General features: G+C 43.8%; 17 protein-coding genes. 1 reads left to right on the top strand and 16 read right to left on the bottom strand.

What is annotated here, in order from left to right; all coding sequences use genetic code 11:
* Positions 1-4: 4 nt before the first annotated feature.
* The 16 genes from AB4Z45_RS07390 to AB4Z45_RS07465 form a co-directional block, all read right to left on the bottom strand.
* Positions 5-808, bottom strand: a complete 804-nt coding sequence (locus AB4Z45_RS07390) for a carbohydrate ABC transporter permease (RefSeq protein WP_430059590.1) — start codon at positions 806-808, stop codon at positions 5-7.
* Positions 809-856: 48 nt separating this feature from the next.
* Positions 857-1753 (bottom strand): carbohydrate ABC transporter permease, encoded by an 897-nt coding sequence (locus AB4Z45_RS07395; protein WP_441908529.1) that lies wholly within the window; start codon positions 1751-1753, stop codon positions 857-859.
* Positions 1743-4697 (bottom strand): extracellular solute-binding protein, encoded by a 2955-nt coding sequence (locus AB4Z45_RS07400; RefSeq protein WP_441908530.1) that lies wholly within the window; start codon positions 4695-4697, stop codon positions 1743-1745. Before AB4Z45_RS07400 ends, AB4Z45_RS07395 begins: the two co-directional genes overlap by 11 nt.
* A 36-nt stretch (positions 4698-4733) precedes the next feature.
* Complete coding sequence (locus AB4Z45_RS07405; RefSeq protein ID WP_441883664.1) at positions 4734-5843, bottom strand: ABC transporter ATP-binding protein; 1110 nt, start codon at positions 5841-5843, stop codon at positions 4734-4736.
* A 98-nt stretch (positions 5844-5941) separates the two neighbouring features.
* Complete coding sequence (locus AB4Z45_RS07410; protein ID WP_441908531.1) at positions 5942-6910, bottom strand: aldo/keto reductase; 969 nt, start codon at positions 6908-6910, stop codon at positions 5942-5944.
* Positions 6911-7005: 95 nt separating this feature from the next.
* Positions 7006-7314, bottom strand: a complete 309-nt coding sequence (locus AB4Z45_RS07415) for a hypothetical protein (RefSeq protein ID WP_339204725.1) — start codon at positions 7312-7314, stop codon at positions 7006-7008.
* 25 nt (positions 7315-7339) lie between these two features.
* Positions 7340-7522 (bottom strand): YezD family protein, encoded by a 183-nt coding sequence (locus AB4Z45_RS07420; RefSeq protein ID WP_076269036.1) that lies wholly within the window; start codon positions 7520-7522, stop codon positions 7340-7342.
* Positions 7523-7868: 346 nt separating this feature from the next.
* On the bottom strand, positions 7869-8429 hold the full coding sequence (locus tag AB4Z45_RS07425; protein WP_441908532.1) for a nitroreductase family protein: 561 nt from the start codon (positions 8427-8429) through the stop codon (positions 7869-7871).
* A gap of 807 nt (positions 8430-9236) precedes the next feature.
* Entirely contained in the window at positions 9237-9560 is a 324-nt protein-coding gene (locus AB4Z45_RS07430) for a hypothetical protein (RefSeq protein ID WP_441908533.1), read from the bottom strand.
* 98 nt (positions 9561-9658) lie between these two features.
* Entirely contained in the window at positions 9659-10111 is a 453-nt protein-coding gene (locus tag AB4Z45_RS07435; protein WP_441908534.1) for a hypothetical protein, read from the bottom strand.
* Positions 10112-10117: 6 nt separating this feature from the next.
* Positions 10118-10294, bottom strand: a complete 177-nt coding sequence (locus AB4Z45_RS07440; RefSeq protein WP_441908535.1) for a hypothetical protein — start codon at positions 10292-10294, stop codon at positions 10118-10120.
* Between the two features lie 24 nt (positions 10295-10318).
* Positions 10319-10846 (bottom strand): nucleoside-triphosphatase, encoded by a 528-nt coding sequence (locus AB4Z45_RS07445; protein WP_441908536.1) that lies wholly within the window; start codon positions 10844-10846, stop codon positions 10319-10321.
* Position 10847: 1 nt separating this feature from the next.
* Positions 10848-11264 carry a hypothetical protein gene (locus tag AB4Z45_RS07450; RefSeq protein ID WP_076269040.1) on the bottom strand — a complete coding sequence of 139 codons (417 nt, stop codon included), beginning with the start codon at positions 11262-11264 and terminating at the stop codon, positions 10848-10850.
* A gap of 258 nt (positions 11265-11522) precedes the next feature.
* Positions 11523-12578 carry a phosphotransferase enzyme family protein gene (locus AB4Z45_RS07455; protein ID WP_441908537.1) on the bottom strand — a complete coding sequence of 352 codons (1056 nt, stop codon included), beginning with the start codon at positions 12576-12578 and terminating at the stop codon, positions 11523-11525.
* A 288-nt stretch (positions 12579-12866) separates the two neighbouring features.
* Positions 12867-14348 (bottom strand): methyl-accepting chemotaxis protein, encoded by a 1482-nt coding sequence (locus AB4Z45_RS07460; RefSeq protein ID WP_441908538.1) that lies wholly within the window; start codon positions 14346-14348, stop codon positions 12867-12869.
* A 42-nt stretch (positions 14349-14390) separates the two neighbouring features.
* Positions 14391-14972, bottom strand: a complete 582-nt coding sequence (locus AB4Z45_RS07465) for a GNAT family N-acetyltransferase (RefSeq protein ID WP_441908539.1) — start codon at positions 14970-14972, stop codon at positions 14391-14393.
* Positions 14973-15390: 418 nt separating this feature from the next.
* Between AB4Z45_RS07465 and AB4Z45_RS07470 the strand changes: the two genes are divergently transcribed.
* A complete protein-coding gene (locus AB4Z45_RS07470; protein ID WP_339204730.1) occupies positions 15391-15747 on the top strand; it encodes a YtxH domain-containing protein in 357 nt (118 codons plus the stop codon).
* Positions 15748-15750: the final 3 nt, after the last annotated feature.

Here is a 15750-nt window from a genome sequence, read left to right on the forward strand (position 1 = left end):
CCCCTTATTTAATACCGGAATGCGCCATTGTCGAAATGACCTTGCTTTGCAAAATAACAAAGAAAATTAAATTCGGAACGAGCATAATAAGCGCTGCTACAGCAGCGGCGCCTTGACGCGCCACATTGTTCGCCAAGTTATTGGTCAATGTCGATAGGAAAAACGGAAAGTTTTTCATTTCATCGTCCTGCATAAACAGCATCGATGTCTCCACGTTGCCCCAAGAGTTCTGAAAGGCGAGGATCGCAACGGTCGCGATGGCCGGCATACACATCGGAATGACGATTCGAGCAAATACGATAAATTCGTTTGCCCCGTCTATTCGTGCAGCCTCCAGCAGTGAATCAGGAATCTGATCCACGAATTGCTTGAGCAGGAACACGCCTACCGGCAGAGCAAGTACGGGCAGCAAATGCCCCCAGTACGTATTCATAATGCCAAGGTGGCTGACGACCAAATACCTCGGAATTTGAATAACCTCCGGCGTAAACATCAGCATGAGAATAATCGTAGCAAAGATGAATGCGCGGCCCGGAAAAGGATGTTTAGACAGCGGATAAGCGCAAAGCGCACTCACCGTCGTCACGCCAACAACACTCGCAGCCGAAATGAACAAGCTATTGAACAAATAGCGCGATACCGGAACGATTGAATTGGACGTTACCCAAAAGAGCTCAACAAAGTTCTGAATGTTCGGCTCCTTCACAAAGAAGGTCGGCGGATAGACGAACAATTCATGATAAGGCTTGAAGGCATGATTAAAAATATAAATGATCGGCAGGATCATGATGACGGATAGGATGAGCATGAACAGATTAAAGCTTATTTTTATACCAAGGCTTGATTGTTTCAGCTGTTACTCCTCCTTCGTACCGAACAATCCCCAGCTGAGCTTGTTCGCGAAATACATAAATATAAGAAGAAACACCGAAACCGTCGCCGCATAACCCATTTCAAAACGGATGAGACCATAATCGTTAATATGGTTCACGATCAAATGCCCGGCATATTCCGGCGTCGGGTTTTGACCGGAAAGCTCAACACCAATGGATCCGGTCTTAAAGGTCGTAACGATCGCCATCACGGCGCCAAACAGCATTTGCGGCTTCATGGACGGAATCGTAATATACCAAAGCTCCTGTATGTTGTTTCTGATGCCATCGATTCTTCCTGCCTCATAAAGTATCGTATCCACGTTAAGAATACCCGCCAGCATTGCTAGGAAGCCTACACCCATGCTCGACCACAATGTGACGACGATCATCGAGTTCATAAGAAACTCTGGACTTGTCACCCATAGCTTTGGCACGTCGATAAGGCCTGCTTTTAATAGAAAGCTGTTCAAATAGCCAATGCGATCGCCCGACAGCAAGGGAAGCCAGATAATCGTCATCGCTATGCCAACGGTAAGCGATGGCGTATACATCGCAAGCGCCACCCACTTGCGAACGCCGCCGCTCAGCCGTGAAATAAGCCATGCGAGCAGGAAGGCGGCAGCATACCCGCCGGGACCAACAATGACAGCAAACTTAAATGTATTGGGCAGCGCATACTTTAGGAACAGCAGATCCTGCGCGATCAAATACTGAAAGTTGCTCCAGCCAATAAAGCGAGGAGGCTCAATCCCGTTGTAATAGGTAAAGCTTAAGCCTACCGCTGCAAGAATTGGAATAACGATAAACAGAGCGAAGCATATCAGAAACGGCGCGATAAACAAATACGAAATGCGATACGACCATAATCTACTCCACATAACGATCAATCCCTTCCCAAGGCTGATCGACAATAGGAATGTCCAGCTTATTCACCTGTTCGCCTCGCTCATTGATGTAGCCAAATTCCTGCTGCTTCCTTAGAAGCTCGCGGTTAATGTCCCGAACGGCTTGCTCCAAGGAGGACATATAATTCGCCGTTCCTACAACGGAACGATTCCATGCATTATGAATCTCGCGTTCCAAGAAATATCCGCCGGGCACATTCGGAATATCCTTATACCATTTCCACTGGTTCAAAATAATTTCAGCATCCTCCTTTTTCCAAGGCAGATGCGTGAAGGCTTCCACGTTGGACGTATTCCAGCGGAAAGCGACGCCATTGACCGCTTCCAAGTCAGAGCCATATTGCTCCTGCACCTCGGCTGACAACCACCACTTCAGGAATTGCCATGCCTCTGCTTTTTTATTGGACTTGTCAAAAATGACACCCGTACGCTGCCCCCCGCCAGCCCAGCGGCTTATCGATCCGTCCGCCTGCTTCGTACCGGGAATAAGCGCGATGCCCCAGCGGCCATTCAGCTCAGGCGCAGCAGCCGAAAGCTGCACATACATGTTGTAATCCGATATGCCGATTGGCATCGTTCCGCTGCGGAAATGCTGATAGAAGCTCGGCACCTCCCGCTCCACAGCGTATGTATTAAATAGATCCGTCCACTGCTTGAAGGCACGATATGCTTCTGGACCATCGAGACCCGATTTCACACCGCCGGGTTCATAAAACTCCACGCCGTTTTGATAGAAAAAATGCGTAAACTCCTTCGGATTTACGTAGAAGTTCATGAAGTTTTGCTGCAGCGTAGGCAAAAGCTGATAAACGTCCTCCCATGTCTCGGGAATTTCAGCTCCTATGCGCTTCAAAATATCCTTGCGATAATAGAGAACTTGGAACGACTGCGTTTCCGGCACGCCATAATAACCGCCATCGTAGTGCAGCGGCAGCCATGATCCCGGACTGAACTTCGGATACAGCTGATCAAAGTCTTCAAACTCGCTTAAATCCTGCAGCGTACCGCGAATGGCATAATCGACCGGCAAATCCTGCGTCAAGCCAAGGGCAATATCCGGCTGCACGCCAGCTGCATTAGACATAAGCAACAGCTCAGCATTTGGAAGCAGGTTCACCTTTACCTCAATGCCTGTTTCTGGCGTGAACGACTCATCTGCAAGCTGCTGCAACTGATCCACATAATCCCTGCCGCGCTGAACCCAAATGTTCAGCTTCTTGTCGTCCAAATCGTTAAGGCTGTCCCTCGCATCGAAAGAGTAAATAAAGTTTTGAGCGCTGCCCCATAGCCGGCCAAAAAAACCAGCTTCCATTTTCGGAGCATCCGTCTTCTCGGGAATAATATAAACCTCATCCAGCTGCAGCGATTGCTTGAGCAGTGTATCGATAAAAGTACCGAATTTCTCTCTCATCGAAGAAATCTCTTCGACCTCATAAGGAATTTCTTCAGGCTTCTTAAGCAATGCTCGCAAATCCTTCGCTGATGTATCGAGTCCTTGACTGATTGAATCTTTGTTGCCGTTTGCTTTCACTACCCGCTTCGACAGTGACTCCATGACATCCGCTGCCAGCGCCATCTTGTCAGTCATCCCTGGGAAGTCCTGCTCCATGTTCCACGTACGATTGCGGTCAATGGTCTTCTTCGAGCTCGAGCCTGTAATCGTGCGCAAATCCCAGTCAATCGCATCCAAATGAGCGATCAGCTTCTCGACATCCACAACGATAGATTTAATAGGCGATTGTGTGACGGCTAGCGACAACGTATGTTGGCCCTTCTCAAGCTTAAGCAAATACGGATTCTTTTTTTCGTCCTGCAAAATCATTCCGTTCCAACCAGTATAATAAGGAAAGCCATACGCTAAAAATTGCTTAAACGGTACCTCTCCATCCACTCGAACGACCCGGTAGGAGGTTTTCTGAGCTATCGTATTTTGCAGAGCGCGAAAGCCTATTTTGTACAAGCCGCTCTCCGGCACCTCAAACGACCATGAGATTTCCTGATTTTGTTCAAGCCAGCGCGGACCGCCGACCGTATTGTAAATAATTCTTCCCGTATACCGCGGCAGCGTGCGTGAGTTTTTATCCGAAAATAGCTTTATTGCCGTATCATTTTTGCTCGTAAAATCCTCGGCTTGAATCGTCAATACATCGCCCGCAAGAGAAGGCATATTGGCATACGCAGCCTTAACTTCAGCATAATCAGGTATTTGCTTGCTCGGAACAAGCTTAATTTGCTCAAGCGCAACAGGGTCAAACCCTTGCAATCGAATGGTATGCGTTCCTTGTTCGAAATGCCATTGCAAAGGCTGCGCATATGCCCCTCCTGAATCCGTTAACGGCTTCTCGCTCCAGCCCGACACGTCAATCGAACGAGGACGAATTTCATCGCCGTCTGAGTTTTTCAGAACAGGACGCACATCCTCCCATGTCCGATATAAGGATATGGAAGAGGCTTCCCTAAACGGCCTTTCGCCATCTATCGTTACCTCCCACCCGATCGGTCCTTTTCTTCCATCCTTCAGAGGGTTATAAGAAACGTGGATTTCATACAGCGCACTCTCTGCAACGTCAACTTGATATTCAACCCATCCTGTGTTCCTTGTATTCCAAATCAGTATGTTTGATTTACCGTCGTAGTCGCCTGCTTTGATCTCCTCTTCATTCGATACACGAGATGGCTTCGCTGCATCCAGCTGAATTGAAGTTGTTGCATTGCTCAGCCCCTTCTCCTGCCATGCTGCCAGCGCATCGCTAAAATAAGGATCAACCTCATAATTAAATGTAGTTACGAGCTTGTCATATTGGACCGTATCGGTTTTGTCTCCAGATTCTGAGTTTACTGCCGCTCCAGCATTAAGCAGCCATGCTGCAATGACAATACTGGCACCATAGACAAGCCATTTCCGTTTCTTATTCATAAAGGTTAAGCCGCCTCCCTCCTTCGCAAATACCGATCATTCTGTAAATCTTTCACCCGTATCCTTATGAAAGAAATGAGCCTTCGATATATCAAGCTCTACTTTCACTTTCTCATTTTCAGCAAAACGATTATCGGGATCGACGCGTGCAATGAGCAGCTTCTCCTGTCCGATGTCCAAATAAAGAAAACGATCAGCGCCCATAAGTTCATTATCCTTATAGATTCCGGTAATGATTGTCTCCGAGAACAAACCTTCCAGCTTCACATTTTCCGGCCTTATACCTAATATTACCGATTTGTTTAGTTGGTTATTTTTGCGTAAAATATCCTCCATCACTTCATTTAACTTCAGTTGAAAACGATTCGTATGAAACTCTAATCGCCCCTGCGGATTCTCCTGCACGCGTCCATGAATGAAATTGATTTGAGGAGAACCTATGAAGCTCGCAACAAACGTATTCGAAGGTTTGGAGTAGATCAGCTCTGGCGTATCACATTGTTGGATGACACCGCCCTTCATCACGACAATACGGTCCGCCATCGTCATCGCTTCCACCTGATCATGCGTAACGAATATAAAGGTTGTGCCTAATTTTTTGTGCAGCTTCGTTATTTCCATACGCATCGTTACTCTAAGCTTGGCATCTAAGTTAGACAACGGCTCATCCATCAAAAACAGCTTTGGGTCACGCACGATAGCTCTGCCAAGCGCCACCCGCTGGCGCTGACCGCCCGACAGCTCCTTTGGCTTGCGATTTAAATACGGCTCAATCTCCAGAATTCGGCTAGCATTTTTTACCGCCAAATCGATCTCATGCTTAGGAAGCTTGCGCATCCTCAGTCCAAACGCAATATTCTCGTATACACTTAAATTGGGGTAGAGGGCATAGTTCTGGAAAACCATTGAAATATCACGGTCCTTCGGAGGTAGCTTATTGACGAGCTGCTCTCCAATATAAATCTCACCTTCGGAAATTTCTTCAAGCCCCGCAATCATTCTTAATGTCGTCGATTTGCCGCAGCCGGAAGGACCGACGAATACGATAAATTCCTTATCTTTAATTTCCAGCTGAAAATCCTGCACTACCGCGTGCTTGTCTTTGCCATATCTTTTGTATAGATGATTAATCGTTACTCCCGCCATGCTTACCGCCTCCCATCCGAACTTGATAAAAAAATGAGGATATCACGCACTGCTCTGATATCCTCCATTGATACGGTAGAATGTATTTAATTATAGAATCAGCTCGGAATGGCTTCTTTTGCCGGCTCCAAATTGGAGGTTGCTTCATCGGCCTTCGCCAGTTCCTCAGCGCTTAGTTTAACATCCCAGCTTTTTGCAGCTTCCGTAATATGCTCAAGCTTCGAAGCGCCTAGAATTGCCGATGTAATGCCAGGACGACTCAGTACCCAAGACAATGCGTATTGCGCTTGAGTAAGGCCTTTTTCTTCCGCCAAAGGTCTAATCGCCTCAGCAACTGGAATTGCATTTTTCTTCAAAAGCTCCTCCAGCCTTTGCTCTCCTGCCGCAAGCCGTGATCCTTCAGGCGGCGCTTCTCCAACCCGGTACTTGCCAGAGAGTATTCCTCTGCCAAGCGGACTATAAACGATAACGCCAACTTGCTCCGATTGCACAAAAGGTATAATTTCCTTCTCAATCTCACGCGAGATGATGCTGTATTCCGGTTGGAGACTTTCGAAGCGATGCAAGCTGTGCAGCGCGCTTATTCCGTGAGCCTTCGCAAGCTGCCATGCAGCAAAATTTGAAGCGCCTATGTATCTTACTTTCCCCTGACGCACAAGATCATCTAAAGCTCGAAGCGTTTCTTCAAGGGGGGTATTAGGATCAAATCGATGTACCTGATACAGATCCAAATAATCGGTTTTCAACCGTTTCAAGCTGTCTTCAACAGCCTTGTAAATATGATAGCGGCTTTGCCCCGAATCATTTGCCCCTTCGCCTACGCGGCCATGAACTTTGGTTGCCAGCACGATTTGGTGACGCCTTTCTTTTAACAAATTGCCCAGTATACGTTCCGACTCGCCTTCCCCGTATACATTAGCAGTGTCAACGAGGTTAATGCCATGATCCAGCGCTGCATCCAAAATCGCAGCAGATGCCTCCTCATCAATCCATCTTCCAAACGCCATCGTACCTAAGCTCACCTCAGATACTTGCAGTCCTGTTCTTCCTAATTTGCGATATTCCATGTTCGTTATCCTCCTCAAATTTTGTACAAAAAAAACCGGAGACAGGTTTTGCATGTGCAAAATGTCTCCGGTTTTCCGGTCGAATATATTCATTATTAGTATGCGGCCAATGCTCTTATTACCGGAACTTCGTGTTCAGCAGCAAATTGGCTAAGCTGAGCGACCAAATTCCCTTTGCCAAAAGATAAATACTTATGGCCTTCTTCCGCCTGCAGCTTGATCATGTGATCTAGAAACTGAATAATCATCTTCCGCCGGCCTTTAATTCCAGCATAACCGTTGTCATACAGCCATTGATCAATGGTATTGTAGACACCGCGGTTCAGCCGATACATTTGCAAGCAGTAATGATGAAAGGCAAGATCCGGCCATTCATATAAACTGGAGCTCCTATCGTTCTTCATACGCATCCTCTCCACTTATAAACGGTTATCTTTGCTTGCGAGCAGCAGATGGCAGCTTCTCCACCTCGTAACGGCTGCGCTCCGTCCGATCAATTTGTACAATTTGACCATTATGAATCGTAATTTGAACGATGCCATATTGAACGCCTGCCAATTGATCCTGTATTCGCTTCAACCATTCATCAGCAACCTCAACCGTTCTGGACATATTCAACATCCTCTCCAAATTTATGAGTGTTTTCAAACTAAATGTATAAGTGCCATCAAACTAAATTTATTAATGCTATCAAACTAAATGCATGGTCACACGGGTTTCCAGAAATGCGATTAGCCGTTTAATTTACCTTAACCTCCAACAGACTCTCAGCTAAAGGACGACGTCCATTCGGAATTTCTTTATCGCGAAACTTTTCATCGAGCGTATCAAGTCCTCCACGATGACCGAGTGCAATGACGGCATGCAGCGCAATATGTTCGGGTACTTCTAAAATCTTGCGTGCTTCCGCTCGGTCAAATCCGCCAACGGCACGAGTCGATAGACCAAGCAGCCTCGCTTACAGCGCCAAAGTTGCCCAAGCTGCTCCCGTATCGAAAGCATGCGACACATTCGGATTGCCATCTTGCTTAACCGCTTCAGAAGCTAGAAGCAGCAGCACGGGTGCGTGGTCTGTCCACAAGCGGTTGCCAGGCACGATGAACTTGCGGAACTGCTCATGCTCGGCTTCTTCCCTTGCCACGTAAAATCTCCAAGGCTGCAAGTTGCTGGACGATGGCGCCCATCTTGCAGCTTCCAAAACCGTATAAAGCTCTTCATCGCTCACAAGCTGCTCCGAGTAGGATCGTGGCGACCATCGATTCAGAATAAGCGGGTGTACAGGATAATCAGGGCTTCTTGCATCGGCAACCTCTTTACTGTATTGCTGCTCAAGTGACTGAGCATTAGCTCCAAAACCAACATGACTCACTATCCCCATCTCCTCTTCCTTTGAATAAAAAGAAGGCGCACGACAACCGATTCGGCATTCGGTTGGCATGCGCCTCCAGTTTTCTAGCGAGCGCGACTTGCAATCAAATACAGCGAAACCATTGCCATGAATGACGATGCAAGTTGTCATTATTCATTTCCGACTAATTCAATAGGATAAATTAAATTTAACATGATGTTTTCCATCCGTCAACACTTATCCGTCTAATTTCCACGACTCTTTTTTACAAATTGGCGCCACGCTTTCGCTGCTGCCAAGGTCAAGCTTGCTTCGCCACTCGTTACTAAGCTCCCTACGCCAACTGAAAATTCCCACGCTGAATTCGCTCATATATTACCGAAATCCTTTTACTAACTGGATTTTTCGTATGAATTTCCCCATGATACGAAACTCACTATACTAACTCGATTCTTCACACGGGATTTCCCCTCAATTGGTACGAGAATCCCTATACTAACTCGATTTATTACGCGGGATTCACGCAAATGTTACCCAAACCCTTTACTAAATCGATTCTTCACACGTAATTCCCTTCAATTGATACGAGAATCCCTACGCTAACGGGAATTTCTCCTGTTAATTCATCAAAAACGGGCTAATTTAACTAATTACATGGAAATTCTCCCGTTAATTTTCTTCATATTCCTGAATTAAAGCTAATTTCGCCAAATTAACGGGAGGTTTTCCTGTTAGTTGAGCATTTGACTTATAAAATGAGAAATTAACAGGAGGTTTTCCTGTTAGTAGATCGATTACTCTAAATACGATTAAACCTCACCCATACTCACTATCAAGCAGCTTTGCTCAATCAAAAAAGCCTCCCCACCCACTTAGAACGTGGATTAGGAAGCTTCTTTATCGTTCCCTCTGAAGAACGATTGCATTTTTGTAAATATCCAATTAGTCATGATACAAAAAATGAAAACTGCTTTTAAATTAATAAGCTTCCCCTTCGTCTCCCTGCACTATCGCTTGCAATTCAGTCGCAATTTCTTTCATTTTATCCATTACTTCCCCTTCAGCCTCAGGGACTGTTATCCTACCTTTTGAATAACTAAATGGTACTTTAATGTCTTCATATGACCAAATGAAAAACTCTCCATCAATTGAAATATTGAAAGGACCGGCAATAGAAAACAGATTCGAATATTCAAAGTCTTTTTTCGCAGCAAAATAGGTTTTTAACTCTTCCAATGATATTGGATTATCCGCGCTATCTGTCCAATGATTTGCTCTCGTAATATGAATATCATAACTCATCTCATGATTTCCCCTTTTTAATAAAAATTTTCACCAAAATATGTTGAGACTCAGACTACTCTACTTCGTTGCGTAGTGCCATAGATAACAGATGTATTTCAACATTCAACTTCCCTGTATGTAAAGTTCTTTGCAACTACAAAAGAAGGCTCTTCATGTTGACGCATAAGTAAAAGTTTCATTTTACCCTTATCATTATGATTAATAGGGGAACGATCAATCCCAGGATTTAAGGAGTGGGCTTGAAACACCTTTTTATAAATATTTACGATTTCTATCGGTCCTGAACAAAATGAAGCATATCTGTCCTTTTCCTGATAACCGTATGTGCCGTAACTAGGCATGTAATGACTTATCGTCTCCAACGCAAAAAAGCGTTGTAAATATTTTTGCAACTCGTGATAAATGGCTCCAGCTATTTCATCATTTTTAAAAGCTTCTTTTGGACCATAAATATTATATTCCGGTTTATTATACTTAAACAAATAAGGATGCTTATTTAAAAGATCAAGGTAGCCAAACGCCTTATCTAACCTTAGCCTTTGATCCAATACGGTTTAACAAATAATTTCCCATTGTTTCCCCTTTTCCACTCTTACTCCTGACTCATCTCTATAGATTGTAATCGTTAATATGATATTCTCGTCAACATACTCACTCTTATCAATACAGAAATAGCACTCATCTGTTTCTTTACGCATTTCTTCCAGCTTGTCGTGGATTTCATCAAACATTCTTTATATCTCCCCCTATACCACCTACAATAACCTAAAAAGATCGTTCGCCAATGCCTCTGTTGTTAATTCTCTATTTTCTTCATTCATAACGTAAAGCTTTATGCCTGGAAGCTCCTTTATCTTGTCAATTTCGGGATGGCTATCCAAGCAGATCGTGCCTATAATGAGATGCTGAGAGCTTGAAACCATGTCATAGACCATCTTCCGAAAAGGTACCGATACCATTTGCATGTAGCCAATTTCATCAATAACCGTAACCTTCTTCGTCATCAAGGATTGTCTAATTGACGTTAGAGCTAAATTCTCAAAAGCTTCTATTTCAACGCCATATCTTCCTATTCTTATGGAACTTGTACTATCTACACTTGCTATTCTTTCGCTTTCTCCATCCAATGTTACGCAGTTAAATCCAATACGATCCGTTTCGCTCCGTATTTCTTCCGTATAAAATCCTCCAACATGCTCAGCGCCTATTCGGTTAATAAGCTGTACAATGGCAGTCGATTTGCCCACTCGCGGCTTCCCAGTCAACAAAAAACAGGTTTCCATATCATTCCCTCATTCGGCGGTGCAGCATATTTTCTGCTAGGGCATATAACAAACCCACAACCGCAAATATTATAATAGAGCTATTTCTATTCAACTCGTATCCCGAGACAAAATTATCATATAAATAATGAAACATATATACGCCCACCAATCCACCAAACAAGATATAGATTGAAGCCTTAATCATTAATGATTTCACCAGCTTATGAACAACCAAAGAGATGGGCAGCAATGTAATCGGATAAAAAAGGAAGGCGTAAACAACCATCAGCAAAACGAACGTCAGCCCAATATTACGGAGACCATAATATTCGGTTGTCATAATTTTGCTCCCCTCGAATAATTCCAAGACCACCGCTGCCGCAACAAACAATATAATCATAAAAATCCAAAGAAAAAAATGTTTGACTATCTCCAATTAAACACCGCCTTGTTTGCTTAGATAAGTATTAAACGTTTATTTAATTTACAATGTTTCACAATTGCCTTATCTGTTTTATTATTTTGATGTTTCGCTCCATACATAAAAAAGCCCGCGCAGCGCACGGACTTCACAACGATCAGCCTTTGTGGGTCTAAAATCATATTTTTCACCTATCTTGCTCCGCGGGATGTACGAGTTTCCGGCTTTAACAACTCATTCTCGAGTTCAAGCAGCTGTTTCTTTAAGGAAGCTTCAATTTCCATTATCCTTCCTCCCTAAAATTGCTGTTCTATCGATTTCCACAGGTTCGATAACTTCGAATAAAAACCGTTTATCATTTAAATAATCTCTAATATACGCCTGAGCATACGGCTGTTCTGCAATTAAACTGGCTGTTTCTCTTGGATCAGAGGCATGATGGCAGTAATTCTCGATCATGAACATAACAAAAAAGCTTTCCAGATTGCGCACATAATCCGTTTCCAGCTTTCTTAAACTCTCGTAGCCTTGAATAAACAGCCAGCGATGCTTCGGATAAAGCTCTAATAGCGAGCCTGCCATATCGTACAGAAAATAACCAAAGCCGCATCTGCCAAAATCAATGGGATACGGCAGATCCTCGTTAAAAACGATGTTGCCGCTATGCAAATCCGCATGAATGAGTCCGTAGTTATCGCCGCTGCGTTCCATTGCAGCCAGTTCCGATATGATTTTCTCAGCCGCTGCTTGATACGATCTCCATGCCTCACCCGATAAAAAACTTCCATAATACTGTTCAAGCTTAGCCATTTGACGACTAAAGCTCTCTGCTCCCCAAACAGGACGAACAAAATCAGAAGGCGGGACAAAATTTGCAGCCGCTTTGTGAAGCCCTCCCATCATGACACCCATAAGATGAACCGTATGATCCGAAAACTCCCCGCTAGCGTGCTCCCCATCTACCCATCGCATCAGAGTAACATACGGACGACGATAGCCCGCTTCCGTATCGATCTGCAAAACATAAGCGCCGCTGCAGCTTGCCAGCGCTTCCGGCACATGCAAATCCTCCGATTTATTTAAGGCCTGAAGCAAAGCAAGCTCTGAACGAATTTCCTCTATACTGAGTCGATCCGAATGAATTCGAAGCAAATATTTTTCCGCTGTATCTGTCTCAATTTTATACGTGATTGTGTCCGACAGCTGAATAAATCGAATGCTCACCCATTCCAAGTCATACTCTTGCAGTGCCGATAACGCAACTTTCCTCGCTCGAGCTAGCAGTGATATCCTATTCTCATCTGTATCAAAACGAAAAAAATCAATCATATATTATCTCCTTCAACGGCTATAGCCACCATTTCATTGTTCTTGTCATTATAATGGCTATCATGCCGTGAACCTAAGTAATAAACATTTAGAAATCATTTAGTACGCAAAATTACTCCATATCTGCTCAACGATAACAGAGGTTTGTGATTCCATATTTGCGCGTTAATTATTCATGTATATTCATATAAAACTAACAAAAAACGCCATTTCAGGAGCTGCCAACCCCATTCGCGGTAAGCCGACTCCTTCTATTGGCGTTTTCAATAAAACTTATAACAAATCAGCTTAATGCTTCGCCGCCATTTGCTTAAGCTCTGAAAGCAATTGATCAAGCTGAGCATATTCTTCTACCATCGTATGAATCTTCATATCCTGCGTCTCCATGCTGGCATGAACCTCTTCAACAGAAGCCATATTTTGTTCCGTTGTAGCTGCGATATTAAGCATTTCACTCGACATGCTCGCATAACGCTCATGCAGTTCATTGGCAGAGCTGCCAACTGAATCAGAATGCCTTTTTACAAGCTCCGTATTCTCGTTTATCTGATCAATAAGCTTCTCAACCTGCAAAGATACATCTCTGCTCGTCGTCACTGCTGCTTGGCCGCTTTCTACTTGCGCGTGAACAGCACTGATTTGTGAACGAATTCCCGTCAAAATTTCCGATATTTCATTCGTCGCCGCTCTCGCATTATCTGCAAGCTTGCGCACCTCGCCTGATACGACAGCAAAACCTCTGCCGTGCTCGCCTGCGCGAGCTGCTTCAATCGCAGCATTAAGCGCAAGTAGATTCGTCTGCTCAGCAATCGTACTAATCGTTTCTACAATTGAGCTTACACGATCATTTTGCTCATTGAGTTCAATCATCATGTCCACGGTATGAGTAATGATAGAGCGAACACTTTCTACCTCTGACGATAACACCGCCATTTTCTCCCGATTGTTCTCCGTCAAATCTGCATTAACCGTAGAAAATTGCTTCAACTGCTCCGTACCTTCCAAAAGCGTTTTAACCGAAGTATCAATGACCTGCGAGGATTCACTAATGTTCATAATAGTCCCTGTCTGCTTCTCGATCGCAGCCGACATTTCGGAGAACGTTGCCGTTACCTCTTTCGATATTTCTCCAGTGGAACGAACCGTCAGCTGCTGGCTGCTGCTGAACTCCGTTAATACAATAATAGAAGAGTTTAGTTTAGCGAGCAGCGCCTCTGCCATATCCTTAGAAGCTAAAGCTTCCCGCTGCTTGTCTGTTACCTGCCGCTGCAATTTGCCGCTGAAGCCGGCTGAGAATGCGAGCGCAACCGTAGCAAATAAGAGATACAAAAATAAATAAACAAGCGATTCGTTTGGGAATAGCTTAGGCTGCAGCACAGGATCAAAAAACAAATATGTGCTTATTGCGGCTCCCAAAACACCTGTCAAAATAATCGGTCTATAGTCTGCGTAAAGAGTAATGATTGCGAGGTTTACATAAACTAAAAAGTACGTGCTCACAATAGGATTCGGATCCGATACGATTAATAAAGTAACGATAATGGTCAATATAAAGGGTACAAAAAATTTAATAGATTGTGTAAAAATGCCACGGTATGTCATGAAAGTAGCTGCACCGCACAAAAATATACCGACTCCCGCAAGAAGAAGAACCATCTTTGCWTCAAGCCCAATAGCAAGATCTGTAACGATCCCGAGAGCAAGCAAACTCCACAGGATTTTTATTAACAATCGATTCCGTTTGTCTAGTTCTGTTAATTCTTTTTTCATGACATTTCCGCCTTTTCTGAGTTAACTCATGTTTTCATACGTTTAAACGGTACGTCCAGTTCCTCCTGCACCGTTTGCAGCTAAAACCGCTTCTTGCGGATAAACGAGCCATTCATAACTATTTTTGTTGCGATACATCTTCTCCATATCGAACAATACGGGAATGACATCATCTCCCTTATAGAACACCTTCTCTCCTACTTTTTCTATTGGTACTTGGTATGAAATGCGAAGCGCCCTCATAAATTTCGGCTCAAGCAAAGAGACAAAATATTTCAGCTGCAGCTTCTCTGCTATGTAGACTGCCGACGAGAGCAAATCTGAGATATGCCTTCCTCTATACGATCGGAGCAGCGCAATTTTGTCAATTTCAGCTACAGCGTCGCCTGCTTCAACAATTTTCGGATGCGTTTGAAACGGACCTGCATCGTTAATGGAGCTTGAAGTCAAGCAATAGGGTTTAATTTCAGACGTCCCTACATAATGTCCTTCCTCTGTCACAATGACGAATCTCTCAAGAGCGTGTTTAGAAAATTCAAGTTCAAAACCTTTCTCCATCCAGACGGTTGTCCAAATGCCGTTAAACATAGCCAGTTCCAGCTCATTCTCCACTCGTTTAAACATGATTTCTCTCCTCTATCTCTCTATTTTTGTGAGTTTCTACATAGGTGAAATAGGCAGGCAATTTTTTTATCGGAATAATTAACTCAATAATTAACCAATTTAAGAGAATAAATATATTATTTTTAAGAAATTTTCTAAAGCTTCTTCCATTTTTTCAACCTACTGAATAGTAAAGTCCTCCTTCTTGATTTTTAAAAATAAATGATTCCATTCCATCGATTTGCTCCACCTTTTATATCACATAATTCCTAGCAATAAAGTGAGAAATCGAAACAAATGTAGCATCGTCTCCCTTAAATTGTCAATAGTTTCCTTATTGTTTTGTTTCAAAACGTTTGTTTTCGTTTATATATAACTAAGAAATTCAAACAACGTTGATCAACTTGATCGACAAATACAAATCGAGGAGAGATGACAAATGTCACGAGAAAACTCTAGTAACGGCGTATTGATTGGCGCAATCGTAGGAGGTGCTATCGGTGCTATTTCAGCTCTGCTGTTCGCACCAAAGACAGGTGCAAACCTGCGGGAGGATCTCTCCAACAAGTTCAAGACGATTAGCGAAAAGACAAAGGAAATTGCCACTACGGTGGGAAATAATACAAAGGATTTAGCTGCTGCCGTCGGGCAAAACACGAAGGATATAGCAACTAATATCAAAGAGGAAGCTGGCGACTTGGTAGATCACGCCAAAAAATCAAATCAGCATATTATGGATTCCATTTCCTCTGCTAAAGATGATGTCAAGGATGGACTTGCAACAACTGGGAGGTAATGA

Origin of the sequence: Paenibacillus sp. MCAF9, from assembly GCF_052114265.1 — a bacterium.
GTDB lineage: Bacteria > Bacillota > Bacilli > Paenibacillales > Paenibacillaceae > Pristimantibacillus.

Coding starts and splice junctions, on each gene's coding strand:
- AB4Z45_RS07390 (WP_430059590.1), bottom strand. CDS start 808: ATGCTCATCCTATCCGTCATCATGATCCTGCCGATCATTTATATTTTT.
- AB4Z45_RS07395 (WP_441908529.1), bottom strand. CDS start 1,753: ATGTGGAGTAGATTATGGTCGTATCGCATTTCGTATTTGTTTATCGCG.
- AB4Z45_RS07400 (WP_441908530.1), bottom strand. CDS start 4,697: ATGAATAAGAAACGGAAATGGCTTGTCTATGGTGCCAGTATTGTCATT.
- AB4Z45_RS07405 (WP_441883664.1), bottom strand. CDS start 5,843: ATGGCGGGAGTAACGATTAATCATCTATACAAAAGATATGGCAAAGAC.
- AB4Z45_RS07410 (WP_441908531.1), bottom strand. CDS start 6,910: ATGGAATATCGCAAATTAGGAAGAACAGGACTGCAAGTATCTGAGGTG.
- AB4Z45_RS07415 (WP_339204725.1), bottom strand. CDS start 7,314: ATGAAGAACGATAGGAGCTCCAGTTTATATGAATGGCCGGATCTTGCC.
- AB4Z45_RS07420 (WP_076269036.1), bottom strand. CDS start 7,522: ATGTCCAGAACGGTTGAGGTTGCTGATGAATGGTTGAAGCGAATACAG.
- AB4Z45_RS07425 (WP_441908532.1), bottom strand. CDS start 8,429: ATGACAACTTGCATCGTCATTCATGGCAATGGTTTCGCTGTATTTGAT.
- AB4Z45_RS07430 (WP_441908533.1), bottom strand. CDS start 9,560: ATGAGTTATGATATTCATATTACGAGAGCAAATCATTGGACAGATAGC.
- AB4Z45_RS07440 (WP_441908535.1), bottom strand. CDS start 10,294: ATGTTTGATGAAATCCACGACAAGCTGGAAGAAATGCGTAAAGAAACA.
- AB4Z45_RS07445 (WP_441908536.1), bottom strand. CDS start 10,846: ATGGAAACCTGTTTTTTGTTGACTGGGAAGCCGCGAGTGGGCAAATCG.
- AB4Z45_RS07455 (WP_441908537.1), bottom strand. CDS start 12,578: ATGATTGATTTTTTTCGTTTTGATACAGATGAGAATAGGATATCACTG.
- AB4Z45_RS07465 (WP_441908539.1), bottom strand. CDS start 14,972: ATGTTTAAACGAGTGGAGAATGAGCTGGAACTGGCTATGTTTAACGGC.
- AB4Z45_RS07470 (WP_339204730.1), top strand. CDS start 15,391: ATGTCACGAGAAAACTCTAGTAACGGCGTATTGATTGGCGCAATCGTA.